16 protein-coding genes are annotated in these 15,162 nt (G+C 51.4%); 6 read left to right on the top strand and 10 right to left on the bottom strand.

Features of this window, described 5'->3' with window-relative positions; translation table 11 throughout:
- Positions 1-31: 31 nt before the first annotated feature.
- The 3 genes from nanT to nanR form a co-directional block, all read right to left on the bottom strand.
- Complete coding sequence (nanT, locus tag HV037_RS02515; protein WP_016154702.1) at positions 32-1,522, bottom strand: sialic acid transporter NanT; 1,491 nt, start codon at positions 1,520-1,522, stop codon at positions 32-34.
- A gap of 116 nt (positions 1,523-1,638) precedes the next feature.
- Positions 1,639-2,532: an N-acetylneuraminate lyase gene (nanA, locus tag HV037_RS02510; RefSeq protein ID WP_016154703.1), complete on the bottom strand. Its 894-nt coding sequence runs from the start codon at positions 2,530-2,532 to the stop codon at positions 1,639-1,641.
- 134 nt (positions 2,533-2,666) lie between these two features.
- Complete coding sequence (gene nanR, locus HV037_RS02505; protein ID WP_016154704.1) at positions 2,667-3,458, bottom strand: transcriptional regulator NanR; 792 nt, start codon at positions 3,456-3,458, stop codon at positions 2,667-2,669.
- Between the two features lie 359 nt (positions 3,459-3,817).
- Between nanR and dcuC the strand changes: the two genes are divergently transcribed.
- Positions 3,818-5,185: an anaerobic C4-dicarboxylate transporter DcuC gene (gene dcuC, locus HV037_RS02500; RefSeq protein ID WP_103284288.1), complete on the top strand. Its 1,368-nt coding sequence runs from the start codon at positions 3,818-3,820 to the stop codon at positions 5,183-5,185.
- A gap of 44 nt (positions 5,186-5,229) precedes the next feature.
- On the opposite strand, the gene sspB is transcribed toward dcuC, so the two are convergent.
- The 5 genes from sspB to zapE all read right to left on the bottom strand — a co-directional run bounded on the left by sspB (position 5,230) and on the right by zapE (position 8,876).
- The gene (gene sspB / locus HV037_RS02495; RefSeq protein WP_016154706.1) at positions 5,230-5,733 is read right to left on the bottom strand and encodes a ClpXP protease specificity-enhancing factor; all 504 of its coding nucleotides are present in this window, start codon (positions 5,731-5,733) and stop codon (positions 5,230-5,232) included.
- Between the two features lie 5 nt (positions 5,734-5,738).
- Positions 5,739-6,377: a stringent starvation protein SspA gene (gene sspA, locus HV037_RS02490; RefSeq protein ID WP_003025132.1), complete on the bottom strand. Its 639-nt coding sequence runs from the start codon at positions 6,375-6,377 to the stop codon at positions 5,739-5,741.
- Positions 6,378-6,693: 316 nt separating this feature from the next.
- The gene (gene rpsI, locus HV037_RS02485; RefSeq protein ID WP_003025138.1) at positions 6,694-7,086 is read right to left on the bottom strand and encodes a 30S ribosomal protein S9; all 393 of its coding nucleotides are present in this window, start codon (positions 7,084-7,086) and stop codon (positions 6,694-6,696) included.
- 15 nt (positions 7,087-7,101) lie between these two features.
- On the bottom strand, positions 7,102-7,530 hold the full coding sequence (rplM, locus tag HV037_RS02480; protein WP_003025141.1) for a 50S ribosomal protein L13: 429 nt from the start codon (positions 7,528-7,530) through the stop codon (positions 7,102-7,104).
- 218 nt (positions 7,531-7,748) lie between these two features.
- Positions 7,749-8,876, bottom strand: coding sequence for a cell division protein ZapE (gene zapE / locus HV037_RS02475; RefSeq protein ID WP_103284289.1), 1,128 nt, complete (start codon positions 8,874-8,876; stop codon positions 7,749-7,751).
- 192 nt (positions 8,877-9,068) lie between these two features.
- On the opposite strand from zapE, the gene zapG reads away from it, so the two are divergent.
- From zapG to degS, 3 genes are all read left to right on the top strand, one after another.
- Positions 9,069-9,467 (top strand): Z-ring associated protein ZapG, encoded by a 399-nt coding sequence (gene zapG / locus HV037_RS02470; RefSeq protein ID WP_003025147.1) that lies wholly within the window; start codon positions 9,069-9,071, stop codon positions 9,465-9,467.
- 168 nt (positions 9,468-9,635) lie between these two features.
- On the top strand, positions 9,636-11,003 hold the full coding sequence (degQ, locus tag HV037_RS02465; RefSeq protein WP_049268664.1) for a serine endoprotease DegQ: 1,368 nt from the start codon (positions 9,636-9,638) through the stop codon (positions 11,001-11,003).
- Between the two features lie 89 nt (positions 11,004-11,092).
- A complete protein-coding gene (degS, locus tag HV037_RS02460; protein WP_003025154.1) occupies positions 11,093-12,160 on the top strand; it encodes an outer membrane-stress sensor serine endopeptidase DegS in 1,068 nt (355 codons plus the stop codon).
- A gap of 120 nt (positions 12,161-12,280) precedes the next feature.
- On the opposite strand, the gene mdh is transcribed toward degS, so the two are convergent.
- Positions 12,281-13,216: a malate dehydrogenase gene (gene mdh / locus HV037_RS02455; protein ID WP_008785953.1), complete on the bottom strand. Its 936-nt coding sequence runs from the start codon at positions 13,214-13,216 to the stop codon at positions 12,281-12,283.
- Positions 13,217-13,652: 436 nt separating this feature from the next.
- Here mdh and argR point away from each other — a divergent pair, with 436 nt between their 5' ends.
- Both argR and yhcN read left to right on the top strand, forming a co-directional pair.
- Positions 13,653-14,123: a transcriptional regulator ArgR gene (gene argR / locus HV037_RS02450; RefSeq protein ID WP_003025162.1), complete on the top strand. Its 471-nt coding sequence runs from the start codon at positions 13,653-13,655 to the stop codon at positions 14,121-14,123.
- A gap of 376 nt (positions 14,124-14,499) precedes the next feature.
- On the top strand, positions 14,500-14,766 hold the full coding sequence (yhcN, locus tag HV037_RS02445; RefSeq protein WP_003025165.1) for a peroxide/acid stress response protein YhcN: 267 nt from the start codon (positions 14,500-14,502) through the stop codon (positions 14,764-14,766).
- A gap of 56 nt (positions 14,767-14,822) precedes the next feature.
- On the opposite strand, the gene HV037_RS02440 is transcribed toward yhcN, so the two are convergent.
- On the bottom strand, positions 14,823-15,101 hold the full coding sequence (locus HV037_RS02440) for a barnase inhibitor (RefSeq protein ID WP_016154709.1): 279 nt from the start codon (positions 15,099-15,101) through the stop codon (positions 14,823-14,825).
- Between the last annotated feature and the right edge of the window lie 61 nt (positions 15,102-15,162).

Below are 15,162 nucleotides of genomic sequence, written 5' to 3'. Positions count from 1 at the left end.
CTATTGCCCGGCGCAGGACCGGGCAAACGGATTAACTTTTGGATTTCACCATGGTGCTTTTGTCGCCGCCGAACGGCACGGCCCCGCTAAACGGTTTGCCATCAATGGCATCATGCGTACGCAATGCTTCAGGCCGCAGCCAGCGCTGTACGCGAGACGGCATATCGAGACCAATCAGCAGGATCACCACAAATGTCAGGCCGAAAGAGAGCGATCCCAACGCGGTGCCCAGATCCAGTCGTTGGGCAATCAGCGCACCGATGATCGGTGCCAACGCCCCGCCCAGTGCACCCACGTTGTAGGTGAAGCCCAGACCCGCCGCACGCTGGTCGGTATCGAAATAGCCGCCAATCAGTTTTGGTAAGATCCCGGAGATCCCCTGACCGAGCATTTGCTGGAAAAACAGCAGTAAACCCAGTACCCAGACGTTTGAGCCGCCAATCGCAAACACTGGAATAATCAGCAACTGCGAAGCCAGCAGACTGCAGACATAGGCCTTACGCGTGCCCAGCCAGTCGCCAAGAAAACCACCGACGCAACAACCGACCGCCGCGCCAAAGCCGCTAAAGAAGAGCACCCTGGCGACAGTGGAAGGGTCATACAGCAGTTCAGTTTTCAGATAGGTTGGCAGCAGCGCCTGAATCGGCCATGAGTAAAGGAAGGCAAACAGCACAACCACCATCAGCATGACGCCCGTCGGCCAGCGTTTCCCGCTGCTTTGCACCATAAAACTAATGAAGATAAACGCGCATATCAGGCCAAGGACCGCCACGATAGCCGCATTTTGCAGGTTGCCTGCAAAGCAGAACCACAGCGCGGTTGCGGCGGCGAGAGTCATCACAATATTGATAACCCGATGTTCGCCCCGGTAGAGAATGTCCACCATTGTGCGTACCGGCGCTTTGCCTTCGTGTTTCTCTTTCCAGTCTTCCGCTTCCGGAATATTTTTACGCAGCCAGAGGGCGAAGATAATCGGCAAAATGCCGATGAAGAACAGCGCGCGCCATCCCCAGACCGGAACCACCAGGCTGTAGACCTGGGCGGCGATCACTGCGCCTACAGAGAAGCCGGAAATCAGGAAGCCGCTGGCTTTGTTTCGCAGGTGCCTGGGCCAGCTTTCAATAACATAAGTTGCGCTGGAGCCGTACTCACCAGCCATCCCCATACCGATAACCAGGCGGGCGATAAACATGGTGGTGTAGCCCGGCGCGAAGCCGCAGGCCAGCGTCCCCACAGAGAACAGAATGATACTGGTGACCATCGCCAGGCGGCGTCCATAACGGTCGCCCATCGCGCCCAGCATTAACCCACCAAACCAGCGGGAGATAAAAGCGGCCGAGATCAGACTGGCCGCCTGCACCGTCGTCAGTCCGAATTCGCCTTGTACTTCCGTCAGCACAAGGGCGATTAATACAAAATCAAAACCATCAAGCAAATATCCCAGCCAGGCGGCGGAAAATGCCCGCCATTGCGCCCGATTGAGATGGCGATACCACGGGATGCTCTGGGTAGAAGTACTCATTTTACTCTCCCGACGATCTTTATTTTCGTTGTGGTGCCGGATGGCGGATTCGCCTTATCCGGCCTACGAGTCTTGTTTTTGCAGGCCGGATAAGCATTGTGCTATCCGGCGTCCGATCAGTCGCGTTCCAGCATTAATTGCTGGGCCAGCGCTTTCAGTTCCGGCAGATATTGTTCATCTACCGGGGCAAATGGTTTACGGCACAGCGGAACAGAAACCACGTCCATATAGTGCAATACCGTCTTCAGGCCGCGGAACACACCAACCTTAATGAGCAGATCGATAACCTTATTGCACTCGGTTTGCAGCTTTTGCGCCGTCCGGATGTCGCCTTCTTTGAGCGCTTTCACAATTCCCTGATAACGCCATCCCATAATGTTGTAAGTGCTACCGATACCGCCATCTGCACCCGCCAGCAGACCAGAAGCGAAGATCTCGTCATAGCCGTTATAAAGCACCAGATCGGGGTGAGCGCGGCGGATCTGTTCCATCTGATAGAGATCGCCTGAGGTTTGCTTCAGCGCGCCAACGCCCGGCAACGTCACCAGCGTGTTGATCTGATCCAGCGTCAGTTTTACGCCGCTCAGCGCCGGGATGTTATAGACCACCATCGGCAAGCCATCAGCGGAATCAATAATTGCGCGATAGTGATCGCAGTGCTCTTCAAAGCTGAACGGATAGTAAAACGGTGTGACGGCTGAAACCGCATCAAAGCCGTAGCGATGCGCGGCACTCGCCAGCTGTTGGCTCTCTTCGGTACTCACTGTGCCAACGTGAGCGATCAGCGTCACCTTGCCTTTCGCTTCTTCGGCAACAATTTCCAGTACCTGCTCTCTCTCAGCGCGGTTTTGGACAAATGCCTCACCCGTAGACCCACCGACATAGAGCCCGTCGATCCCTTGCCCAATGTTGAAACGCACCAGGCGGCGCAGGCTCTCAATATCCAGTCGCTGTTGGCTATCAAATGGGGTTAACAACGCTGGCATTACGCCTTTTAAATCTCTTGCCATAGCTACCTCTGATGATGATTAGTGTTATCTGACTGCATACCTTTATACCTGTTATACCAGATCAAATAAGCAGCAATACAATACAGAACGCTTATAGTGCGATCTGCCTCACTAAACGATCGTCAGGATCGCGATTACTTACGCAATTTTTTACTTTTGCTGAAGGCGTGCCAGGTAGCGGAAACGCTGTTGAGATGTTCTTGCAGTGCGCGGTCAGCTTCCTCAGGGTCGCGCTGACGAATCGCGTCGACAATAGCGATATGCTGCTGATAACTCACGTTATTGTGCTCATATAACTCTTGGTCGGCCACGGTCGGACGGGCGGCAATCAGCCAGTCTAACAGCGCAACATGGATAGCCATAAAGATGGGATTGCCCGGGATCTCCGCTAGTATGCGGTGAAAATCAACGTCCGAGCGAATGAACAGCGTATTGTCATCGAGTGACTGGCTGTTGATCTCCAGTGCTTTCGCCAGTCTGTCGATTTGCTCATCCGTCGCATGTTCTGCGGCGTATCGAACCAGGCTGGATTCAAAGAACAGTCGCAGCTGTTCGAAGTGGGCAATGCCGCCGGGATGCGCGAGGAAATCTTTCGCCATACCGGACAGCTCGCTGATAATGGTATCAGCTGAAGGACGCGAAACGCGGGCGCGCTCGCCATTGTTGATTTGCACCAGACCTTTGCGTTTTAACGCTGCCAGCGCTTCTCGTACAGAAGGACGGCCCACGTTAAAGAAGGCCATCAGCTCCCGCTCAGATGGTAACTGTTCGCCCTCGCCAAATTCCCGACGACGAATCATCTGCTCCAGTTCTTCTTCAACCATTTCAGACAGCTTTTTACGCGCCAGCGGGCGATTGCGTAAGCTACGGCCAATGGTGGATGGAGAGTCTTCAGCTTGCGAATCAAATGCGTTCATAGGGCCCATTCAGCTAAGTCGTGGTGACAAATAACAGCGGGTTTATCCTAACACAGGATCGAAAGCAGGGTGAAATGGTGGTCAATCAGACTGTCGGGCTTATTGGCGGTCTAACGCATCCGGATATTTTGTTACGCTAAAACATTCAGCTTATCTTTAATTGAAAACAATCATATTCGCTTCGTGAAATTTATGAATATGAACGTGATAAATTATCATAACCATCTATTTTATAACGATAAATAATTTAAACATCGAATTAAAAATAAGATATTCACTCCATAAAAATCGCCCGAAAAAATATAACATCCGTTTGGACAACAGCGTTATTACCGGATTTATCTTCTTCTCTGGCATGGAGTGAAACAATGTTCGGCATCATTATCTCTGTCATCGTTTTATTAACGATGGGTTACCTGATCCTCAAAAACTACAAACCGCAGGTAGTGCTGGCAGCCGCAGGGATCTTCCTGATGCTCTGCGGCGTCTGGCTAGGCTACGGCGCGCTGGTCGATAACGACAAGAGCAGCGGCTATCTACTGGTCGATATTTACAACGAAATTCTGCGTATGCTTTCCAATCGGGCGGCCGGACTAGGGTTATCAATCATGGCGGTAGGTGGTTATGCCCGTTATATGGACAGGATGGGGGCCAGCAGAGCGATGGTTAGCCTGTTAAGCCGTCCGCTTAAGCTAATCCGCTCACCCTATGTTGTTCTTGCCGCCACCTATGTGATTGGTCAGATCATGGCGCAGTTCATCACCAGCGCTTCCGGGTTAGGTATGCTGCTGATGGTGACGCTGTTCCCGACGCTGGTCAGTCTTGGCGTGAGCCGTTTATCCGCGGTGGCGGTCATTGCCACTTCAATGTCAATTAAATGGGGCATTCTGGAAACCAACTCTATTTTTGCCGCGCAGGTAGCGGGCATGAAAATCGCTACCTACTTCTTTCACTATCAGTTACCCGTCGCATCGTGCGTTATCGTCGCCGTCGCTATTGCACATTTTTTCGTTCAGCGGCAGTTTGATAAAAAAGCATTCCCGGAAAGCAACGGATTCGCTGAACAAAAGACGCTGGAAAACGTGCCACCTCTCTATTACGCCATTCTACCCGTCATGCCGCTGCTTCTGATGTTGGGCTCGCTTGCCCTGGCACATATGGGGTTAATGAAAACAGAGCTGAATCTGGTGGTGGTCATGCTGATGAGCATGACGCTGACGATGTTTGTCGAGTTCCTGCATAAACATAATCTGCGCGAAACGATGGATGACGTGCAGGCCTTCTTTGACGGCATGGGAACCCAGTTTGCCAACGTTGTCACGCTGGTGGTCGCCGGTGAGATCTTTGCGAAAGGGTTGACGACTATCGGGACTGTCGACGCTGTAATAAAAGGTGCAGAGCATTCCGGCCTTGGCGGTATCGGCGTGATGATCATCATGGCCGTGGTCATTGCCGCCTGTGCGATTGTCATGGGGTCAGGTAACGCGCCGTTTATGTCTTTTGCCAGCCTGATTCCAGATATTGCCGCCGGACTACATATTCCTGCGGTAGTGATGATTATGCCGATGCATTTTGCTACTACGCTGGCCCGGGCGGTATCCCCCATTACAGCGGTCATTGTGGTGACATCAGGTATTGCGGGCGTATCGCCCTTTGAGGTGGTAAAACGTACGGCCATTCCGATGGCGGTGGGATTTGTGGTCAATATGATAGCCACCATCACGCTGTTTTACTGATCCCGAAGGCAGAAAACAGAACAGGCCCCAAAGGGCCTGTTTTTTTATTTCACTACGCGTAGCGCTGGACGCCCACCGCGAGGCGGCGGCGGAGTGTCATCCGGATCGTTGTCGTCGCCATTGTCAGGCTTATCGCCATCAATGACCGACATGACCGTTTCACTCTCAAAACCAGGTGCGTCGTTGTCGTCATCATTTAAGCTGGCGACATCTTCGTCGTAGGCGGCTTCCGGCTCAAACATAGTACCGGCGCCATTTTCACGAGCATAAATTGCCAGAACTGCCGCCAGCGGTACAGAAACCTGACGCGGCACACCACCGAAGCGCGCGTTAAAGCGCACTTCATCGTTAGCCAGTTCCAGGTTACCCACCGCACGCGGTGCGATATTCAGAACAATTTGCCCATCACGCGCATATTCCATAGGAACCTGCACGTCCTGAAGCGTCACATCCACCACCAGGTGCGGCGTAAGCTGGTTGTCTAACAACCACTCATAGAATGCGCGCAGCAGATACGGACGGCGTGGTGTTAGCTGTGGCAAATCCATACAGGTTAACCCCGGCCCAGACGCATTTCACGTTCAGGCTCAGTCAGAGAAGCCAGGAAAGAATCACGTTCAAAGACGCGAGTCATGTACCCTTTCAGTTCTTTCGAACCTGCACCGTTGAATTCAATGCCCAGCTGCGGTAAACGCCACAGCAGCGGCGCCAGGTAGCAGTCTACCAGGCTGAACTCATCGCTCAGGAAGTAAGGTTTCTGGCCAAATACTGGTGCAATTGCCAGCAGTTCTTCGCGCAGACGCTTACGCGCGACTTCGGCTTCAGAAGCAGAACCGTTCACGATGACGTTCATCAGCGTGTACCAGTCTTTTTCAATACGCTGCATGTACAGGCGGCTTTCACCACGCGCAACCGGGTAAACCGGCATCAGCGGCGGATGCGGGAAGCGCTCATCCAGGTATTCCATAATGATGCGAGATTCCCACAGGGTCAGCTCACGATCCACCAGTGTCGGTACGCTCTGATTCGGGTTGAGGTCGATCAGATCCTGCGGTGGATTGTCCTTCTCCACATGCTCAATCTCGAAACTAACACCTTTCTCAGCCAGCACAATGCGGACCTGATGGCTATAGATGTCAGTAGGACCAGAAAACAGCGTCATTACCGAACGTTTGTTGGCAGCGACAGCCATGAAAACCTCCAGGTATATTCAGAATTTTTACTGCTACCAGCCACTAAGTGGCCAGCCAGAAGTGATGTCACCCATATTCGGGAAAGCCATTACTGTTCAAAATACAAACAAAAAATGAACGATACCGGACATTTGGGCAGAAAATTGGATGATAGTTTACCAGATTTTGTGACCTTTGTGGTGAGTCGATTCTTGAAATGGGGAAAAAGAGGTGGCAATCAGCGGATTACCGTGGTTATACGGAGAGCAGTAACGATAAAAAAACCCGCCGAAGCGGGTTTTTTCGCAAATTGTTGTCTGCCGAAGCAGAGTACAATTAACGTTTGGAGAACTGAGGACGACGACGTGCTTTACGCAGACCGACTTTCTTACGTTCAACCTGACGAGCATCACGGGTAACGAAGCCAGCTTTACGCAGTTCGCCACGCAGGGATTCGTCGTACTCCATCAGAGCGCGGGTGATACCGTGACGGATCGCACCAGCCTGACCAGAGATACCACCACCTTTAACAGTGATGTACAGATCCAGTTTCTCAACCATGTCGACCAGTTCCAGCGGCTGACGAACTACCATGCGGGCAGTTTCACGACCGAAGTACTGTTCCAGAGAACGTTGGTTGATTACGATTTTACCACTGCCCGGTTTGATGAAAACGCGAGCTGCGGAACTTTTGCGGCGACCAGTGCCGTAGTATTGATTTTCAGCCATTGCCTATAATCCCGATTAGATGTCAAGAACTTGCGGTTGCTGTGCCGCGTGGTTGTGCTCGTTGCCAGCGTAAACTTTCAGTTTACGGAACATAGCACGACCCAGCGGGCCTTTTGGCAGCATGCCTTTAACCGCGATTTCAAGCACACGCTCAGGACGGCGAGCAATCATCTCTTCAAAGGTCGCTTGTTTGATACCGCCGATGTGACCGGTGTGGTGATAGTACACTTTGTCAGTACGCTTGTTGCCAGTTACAGCAACTTTGTCAGCGTTCAGAACGATGATGTAATCACCGGTATCTACGTGCGGAGTATATTCCGCTTTGTGCTTACCGCGCAGGCGCAGAGCCAGTTCGGAAGCCAGACGGCCCAGAGTTTTACCGGTCGCGTCAACAACATACCAGTCGCGTTTTACGGTTTCTGGTTTAGCTGTAAAAGTTTTCATTAAAAGCTTACCCAAATAAATAAGTTACACGTTGGTGAACACCCAAACGTTTTGTCAGTTGAGGTTCACACGACATTGTCCAGCAAACCTACCCCTTCGAATAGCCTATGCCGGCGCATAGAAAGTTTTGGGAAAAAAACTCTCTCGTAACGTGGGGTCGCAAGATTATAGAGAAGTCAGGGTCAAAGATCGACCCCTTTATGTGATTTGCAGCAGGTTTAACCGGCTAAATGTTCCCGCTTCAGATACTCTTCGCTTTGCATCTCCTGCAAACGCGACAAACAACGCTGAAATTCAAACTTCAGACGATCGCCCTGATAAATTTCGTAAAGTGGTGAGGCCGCACTGACCACCAGCTTAACGTGGCGTTCGTAGAACTCATCCACCAGTGCAATAAAACGCCGCGCTTCGCTCTCCATCAGCGTCGTCATGACCGGCACATCAGACAACAGCACCGTATGAAACAGACGCGATAGCGCAATGTAGTCATGCTGACTACGCGCATCGACACAGAGCGTGGTGAACGACACCGCCAGCGTTTGGTTTTCGACGGCCAGCGTCTGCATCGGACGATGATTGATCTCCAGCGTCGGCGCATGTTCACCTTTCGTTCCCGCTAATGCCAGCCAGAGCTTGTCCATCTGCTGGCGGGTTTCCTCATTCAGTGGCGACAACCACAAATGCGCCTGCGTTAAGGTGCGCAGACGATAATCGACGCCAGCATCGACATTCATGATGTCACAATGCTGTTTGATGGCATCAATGGCAGGAAGAAAGCGCGTGCGTTGCAAACCGTTGCGATACAGCTCATCAGGCGGAATATTGGAGGTTGCCACCAGCGTAATACCACGGGCAAACAGCGCCTTCATCAGGCCGCCGAGCAGCATGGCGTCGGTGATGTCAGAAACAAAAAATTCGTCAAAGCACAGCACGTCCGTTTCAGCCTTAAAGCGGTCGGCAATAATTTCCAGCGGATCACTCTGCCCCTGCAGGGCCGTAAGCTCTTCATGGACACGCAGCATAAAACGGTGAAAGTGCAAACGCTGTTTACGCCCGCCCGGCAGGCTATGGAAGAACAGATCCATCAGCCACGTTTTTCCTCGCCCGACTCCGCCCCACATATACAGACCACGCACTGGCGCGTTGGTCGGTGACTCACGCTTTCCCAGCAATTTGCCAAAACGCGCCATCAGTCCGCTCTCCTGCGGCGCAGGACGTGCTGGCGTCGAAAGCGCCTGGAAAATTGTTTCCAGTCGATTCACTGCTTCTTGTTGTACGTTGTCGGGCTGATGACTGCCGTCTTTGAGGGCTTGCTGGTAACGCGATGTCGGGGAAAGGCTTTGCATGATGTTATTGTTATTCCTTGAGAATCGATGTGCCGTCGCTCACGGTTGACGAAAAAAAGGCCGTTCTACATTACGTGATATAAACACGGGATTCCACTTCTACGGGATTAGCGGTTATAGTGGCATAATCAGGCGCAGGCATGGAGCCTAAAGCCAACACCCTACGGAAACACAAGACAACGGGAGATGTTCATGACCTGGGAATATGCGCTAATTGGGTTAGTCGTCGGTATCATTATTGGTGCTGTAGCCATGCGTTTTGGTAATCGTAAATTACGCCAACAGCAGGCATTGCAGTACGAACTGGAAAAAAATAAAGCTGAGCTGGAAGAGTACCGCGAAGAGCTGGTGAGCCACTTTGCCCGCAGCGCTGAACTGCTGGATAACATGGCGGACGATTATCGTCAGATCTACCAGCATATGGCGAAAAGCTCCAGCAACCTGCTGCCGGGTATGTCACCGGAAAATAATCCGTTCCGTAATCGTCTGGCAGAGTCCGAAGCGGGTAACGATCAGGCGCCGGTTCAGATGCCGCGAGACTATTCTGAAGGCGCATCTGGCCTGCTGCGTAGTGGCGCAAAGCGCGACTAACTGCACATCGTTAAGAAATTTATTGGGCGCAGCAATTGCGCCCTCCGCTTCTCTTCCTGTCCCAGCTATTATTTAGTCGTTAGCCTCATTGTGACCAAACCGAAAATTCAATAACATCAAACTGTTTTGAATCATCTTCCGTTTACTCAAGGTACGAGAGCAGGATCCATGAAAAAACACACCCAGCTGTTGAGTGCATTAGCGTTAAGTGTCGGGTTAACTCTCTCGGCGCCATTCCCAGCCGTAGCGTCGATTCCCGGCCAGGTTCCCGGTCAGGCTGCGCTCCCCAGCCTCGCACCGATGCTGGAGAAAGTGTTACCTGCCGTGGTGAGCGTAAGGGTCGAAGGCACCGCCGCTCAGGGGCAGAAAGTCCCGGAAGAGTTCAAAAAGTTTTTTGGTGATGAACTTCCCGATCAACCTGCACAACCTTTTGAAGGGCTGGGTTCCGGGGTCATCATTGATGCCGCCAAAGGCTACGTCCTGACCAATAATCACGTCATCAATCAGGCGCAAAAAATCAGCGTCCAGCTTAACGATGGCCGTGAGTTCGACGCTAAGCTTATCGGCAGCGACGACCAGAGCGATATCGCTCTGCTGCAAATTCAACACCCCAGCAACCTGACGCAAATTGCCATTGCCGACTCCGACAAACTCCGCGTCGGTGATTTCGCGGTGGCCGTGGGTAACCCGTTTGGTTTGGGGCAAACGGCCACCTCCGGCATCGTATCGGCTTTGGGTCGCAGCGGGTTGAACCTGGAAGGTCTGGAAAACTTTATTCAGACCGATGCCTCCATCAACCGGGGTAACTCCGGCGGCGCGTTGCTAAACCTCAATGGTGAGCTGATTGGCATTAACACCGCGATTCTGGCCCCCGGCGGCGGTAGCATCGGTATTGGTTTTGCGATCCCGAGCAATATGGCACGCACGCTGGCGCAGCAGTTGATGCAGTTTGGTGAAATCAAACGTGGTCTGCTGGGAATTAAAGGCACCGAAATGACCGCCGATATCGCCAAAGCGTTCAAACTGGACGTGCAGCGCGGCGCGTTTGTCAGCGAGGTTCTGCCTAACTCTGGCTCCGCAAAAGCAGGTGTGAAGTCTGGTGACGTCATTACCAGCCTCAACGGCAAACCGCTCAACAGCTTCGCCGAACTGCGTTCACGCATAGCGACAACCGAACCAGGGACTAAAGTCAAACTGGGCCTGCTGCGTAACGGTAAACCGCTGGAGGTTGAAGTAACCCTGGATACCAGTACATCATCGTCCGCCAGCGCGGAGATGATTGCTCCTGCGTTGCAAGGGGCTACGCTCAGTGACGGTCAGCTTAAAGACGGCACCAAAGGCATCAAAATTGATAACGTTGAAAAAAGTAGCCCAGCCGCGCAGGCCGGTCTGCATAAAGATGACGTTATCATTGGCGTTAACCGCGATCGTGTAAACTCGATCGCCGAAATGCGTAAAGTGCTGGAAACGAAACCGTCGATCATTGCTCTGCAGGTAGTGCGCGGTAACGAGAGTATTTACCTGCTCCTGCGTTAACGCATGCAACCGGACATCAGCCTCCCGTGTGATGTCCGGTAAACTCGTGATATGCTGCTGCCGTTCCCTTTATTAATGACGCCGCCATCATGTTTGTGAAGCTTTTACGTTCGGTCGCGATTGGTTTAATCGTCGGCGCTATTCTGCTGGCCGCGATGCCCTCTCTGCGAAAAATAAATACGCTTACCGCGCCACAGTTCGACAGTGCAGATGAAACGCCCGCCAGCTATAACCCGGCGGTTCGCCGTGCAGCGCCTGCCGTCGTTAACGTTTATAACCGTAGTATGAACAGCACAGCACATAACCAGCTTGAGATCCGCACACTCGGCTCAGGCGTTATCATGGATCAGCGCGGCTATATCATTACCAATAAGCACGTCATTAATGATGCCGACCAAATCATCGTCGCGTTGCAGGATGGGCGTGTATTCGAAGCGCTGCTAGTGGGTTCTGATACGTTAACCGATCTTGCGGTGCTGAAAATCAACGCGACTGGCGGACTGCCGACAATTCCAATTAATAACAAACGCGTGCCGCACATCGGCGATGTCGTCCTCGCCATTGGTAACCCGTACAACCTTGGGCAAACCATCACTCAGGGGATTATCAGCGCCACCGGTCGTATTGGCCTGAACCCGACTGGACGGCAAAACTTCCTGCAAACGGATGCCTCCATCAACCACGGCAACTCCGGCGGCGCGTTGGTCAACTCGCTGGGCGAGTTAATGGGTATTAACACGCTGTCATTTGATAAGAGCAACGATGGCGAAACCCCGGAAGGGATCGGCTTTGCTATTCCGTTTCAGTTGGCAACCAAAATCATGGATAAGCTGATTCGTGACGGGCGCGTGATTCGTGGCTACATCGGCATCAGCGGTCGCGAAATTGCGCCACTGCACGCCCAGGGCGGCGGGATGGATCAAATTCAGGGGATTGTGGTTAACGAAGTGGCCCCAGATGGTCCGGCTGCGCAGGCAGGAATTCAGGTTAACGATCTGATTATTTCGGTCAATAACAAACCGGCGGTATCTGCGCTGGAGACCATGGACCAGGTGGCAGAGATTCGCCCAGGTTCTGTTATCTCTGTTGTCGTGATGCGTGATGACAAGCAGTTGACGCTGCAGGTAACGATTCAGGAATACCCGGCTACAAACTAAATCACAAACGAAATGATGTAAAAAAACCGGAGATAGCTCCGGTTTTTTTATGCGTCAAATTCGCGATATTTGTAGGACGGATAAAGCGTTAAACACCGCCATCCGGCCTACATAAAGGCGTTATTTAACGAACTCTTCACCCAGGGTGATATCTTTCTTCAGCGTATCCAGCATACCTTCCAGCGAGCTCTGCTCAAATGCGCTCAGCTTGCCGATAGACTGGCGTTCTTCTACGCCGTTTTTACCCAACAGCAGCGGCTGAGAGAAGAAGCGAGCATACTGGCCGTCGCCTTCAACGTAAGCACATTCAACCACGCCTTTTTCGCCGCTCAGCGCGCGAACCAGTGACAGGCCGAAACGTGCTGCAGCCTGACCCATAGACAGGGTTGCAGATCCGCCACCGGCTTTAGCTTCCACAACTTCAGTACCCGCATTCTGGATACGTTTGGTCAGGTCAGCCGCTTCTTGCTCAGTGAAGCTCACGCCAGGGATTTGTGACAGCAGCGGGAGAATGGTCACGCCAGAGTGGCCGCCAATAACCGGGACTTCAACGTCACCAGGCTGCTTGCCTTTCAGTTCCGCAACAAAGGTGTTGGAGCGGATGATGTCCAGCGTGGTCACGCCAAACAGTTTGTTCTTATCGTATACGCCTGCTTTTTTCAGCACTTCTGCAGCGATAGCAACGGTCGTGTTCACTGGGTTGGTGATGATACCGATACATGCTTTCGGGCAGGTTTTAGCAACCTGCTGCACCAGGTTCTTCACGATACCGGCGTTAACGTTGAACAGGTCGGAACGATCCATACCCGGTTTACGTGCGACACCCGCAGAGATCAGTACCACATCAGCACCTTCCAGTGCAGGGGTAGCGTCTTCGCCGCTGAAGCCTTTGATTTTCACAGCAGTAGGGATATGGCTCAAATCAACGGCCACGCCAGGCGTTACTGGAGCGATGTCGTACAGGGAGAGTTCTGAACCTGAAGGCAGTTGGGTTTTTAACAGTAATGCTAGCGCCTGACCGATACCACCAGCAGCGCCGAGGACTGCAACTTTCATCCTAAACTCCTTATTATATTGATAAGCAAAGTGTCTATTGCTCCGCGGCGGCGACCTTAATTCACAAATCCAACGAATACAACAACCACGCGTCAAGAATGCGTAGTCACGCAAATTTGGCTTTTATGCATTTAACTTACGTAAAATAAAACCTAAGTTACGTAATTCAAAACCACCCGCACAGTAGAGCAACTTTCCAACAGGTGCTGACAATATACCCTACCCACCTCTCAAAACAACATCAATTTGATAACATTTAATTTACTTTTAACCTTATTTGCGAGCCGTGACACAGGCATGTTTCTTGATAACGAAATTTGATAAAATTCCGCTCTTTCATAACATTATTTCAGCCTTGAACAAGGCAGACTGTTTGCATAAAAATTCATCTGTATGCACAATAATGTTGTTTCTACCGCCATATTACGGGTGACTTATGCGAAGCTCGGCAAAACAAGAAGAATTAGTAAAGGCGTTTAAAGCGCTGCTTAAAGAAGAAAAGTTCAGCTCTCAGGGCGAAATCGTCCTCGCGTTGCAGGATCAGGGCTTTGATAATATCAATCAGTCCAAGGTTTCTCGCATGCTGACCAAGTTCGGCGCCGTGCGTACCCGCAATGCGAAAATGGAAATGGTGTACTGCCTGCCGGCAGAGTTAGGGGTACCTACAACATCCAGTCCACTGAAAAATCTGGTATTGGATATCGATTACAACGATGCAGTTGTGGTTATTCATACCAGCCCTGGCGCTGCTCAGTTGATTGCACGTCTGCTGGACTCATTAGGTAAAGCGGAAGGGATTCTGGGTACAATTGCCGGTGACGATACCATCTTCACCACCCCAGCTAAGGGTTTTACGGTAAAAGATTTGTACGAAGCCATTCTGGAACTGTTCGAACAAGAGCTGTAATACTTCCACCCCGTCGCCTCGCGGCGGGGGAAAAACCTCTGTTTCCACCCTCCTTCCTCTATTATCCACTGCCATTGATTTAACAAATGGTGCGTTTAACCGTCAAAAGTCATTCACATAGCGAATATGAAGAGTTAAAAACGCACATTTTGCAAAAATTCATATCTCAATGATTTAATTGAATTTATTATAAAACCGATGTTTAAAACCCTATTTTTAATTCTGTTTGGTTATAAAAAATATTTTTCTTAATACTTAATCCGCACGGAAACAATTAGCGTGGTATTAATTTATCGAGTGATTAGTGTATACTTGATTTTGTGATGAGGGTCACGAAACGCAGACCCCAATAAAAGAATTCGACGAGGTAAATATCATGAAAATCAAAACAACTATTGCAACCTTAAGCCTTCTTTCTGTTCTCTCTTTCGGTGCAAGCGCCGCAGTGACTCAGGTGAACTCACAAGAAGCACAGAACCTGCAATCCATGGGCAGCATCTCCGTATCTCAGATCGGTAGCTCACCAATGGACATGCGTCAGGCTATCGCCGCTAAAGCTGAAAAAGCAGGTGCCAGCAGCTATCGCGTCACCGAACTCCGTGAAGGCGCTCACTGGCACGCGACTGCAGAACTCTACAAATAAACCCTCGTCGTCTAGTCCGACGACTTGCCCCCGCCTGCCGGGGGCTTTTTTATGCCTTACATTGAGTGACGAACGTTAAAGCGCAGCTGTCCTTCCAACTCTTCTTCCGCTTCATCGAACAGTAAAATCAGTGCGCCGTATCGCCTGCGTAGCTTGTCCGGCAAATGAACAAATTCAATCTCCAGCGGCAGCGGTAAAACGTCCCCGATAACCACCTCCCACAGAGAATCTAAATCAACCACCTTTTCCCGGGCGAGACCGAACGCGCGCGTAAACTCACGGTAGAAATCCCCCTGGTCTTCTATCTCGTCAAAATCAAATGTATAGATGTTCATCTATAGCCACCATCCCGACGCCAGTCACTCTACAGACCATCAATATGCAGGAACCTCCTGC

Origin of the sequence: Citrobacter sp. RHBSTW-00017, from assembly GCF_013797615.1 — a bacterium.
GTDB classification, from domain to species: domain Bacteria; phylum Pseudomonadota; class Gammaproteobacteria; order Enterobacterales; family Enterobacteriaceae; genus Citrobacter; species Citrobacter braakii.
The sequence above is the reverse complement of the archived record's forward strand: the minus strand, read 5'-3'. Positions and strand labels throughout refer to the sequence as shown.

Coding starts and splice junctions, on each gene's coding strand:
- nanT (WP_016154702.1), bottom strand. CDS start 1,522: ATGAGTACTTCTACCCAGAGCATCCCGTGGTATCGCCATCTCAATCGG.
- nanA (WP_016154703.1), bottom strand. CDS start 2,532: ATGGCAAGAGATTTAAAAGGCGTAATGCCAGCGTTGTTAACCCCATTT.
- nanR (WP_016154704.1), bottom strand. CDS start 3,458: ATGGGCCCTATGAACGCATTTGATTCGCAAGCTGAAGACTCTCCATCC.
- dcuC (WP_103284288.1), top strand. CDS start 3,818: ATGTTCGGCATCATTATCTCTGTCATCGTTTTATTAACGATGGGTTAC.
- sspB (WP_016154706.1), bottom strand. CDS start 5,733: ATGGATTTGCCACAGCTAACACCACGCCGTCCGTATCTGCTGCGCGCA.
- sspA (WP_003025132.1), bottom strand. CDS start 6,377: ATGGCTGTCGCTGCCAACAAACGTTCGGTAATGACGCTGTTTTCTGGT.
- rpsI (WP_003025138.1), bottom strand. CDS start 7,086: ATGGCTGAAAATCAATACTACGGCACTGGTCGCCGCAAAAGTTCCGCA.
- rplM (WP_003025141.1), bottom strand. CDS start 7,530: ATGAAAACTTTTACAGCTAAACCAGAAACCGTAAAACGCGACTGGTAT.
- zapE (WP_103284289.1), bottom strand. CDS start 8,876: ATGCAAAGCCTTTCCCCGACATCGCGTTACCAGCAAGCCCTCAAAGAC.
- zapG (WP_003025147.1), top strand. CDS start 9,069: ATGACCTGGGAATATGCGCTAATTGGGTTAGTCGTCGGTATCATTATT.
- degQ (WP_049268664.1), top strand. CDS start 9,636: ATGAAAAAACACACCCAGCTGTTGAGTGCATTAGCGTTAAGTGTCGGG.
- degS (WP_003025154.1), top strand. CDS start 11,093: ATGTTTGTGAAGCTTTTACGTTCGGTCGCGATTGGTTTAATCGTCGGC.
- mdh (WP_008785953.1), bottom strand. CDS start 13,216: ATGAAAGTTGCAGTCCTCGGCGCTGCTGGTGGTATCGGTCAGGCGCTA.
- argR (WP_003025162.1), top strand. CDS start 13,653: ATGCGAAGCTCGGCAAAACAAGAAGAATTAGTAAAGGCGTTTAAAGCG.
- yhcN (WP_003025165.1), top strand. CDS start 14,500: ATGAAAATCAAAACAACTATTGCAACCTTAAGCCTTCTTTCTGTTCTC.
- HV037_RS02440 (WP_016154709.1), bottom strand. CDS start 15,101: ATGAACATCTATACATTTGATTTTGACGAGATAGAAGACCAGGGGGAT.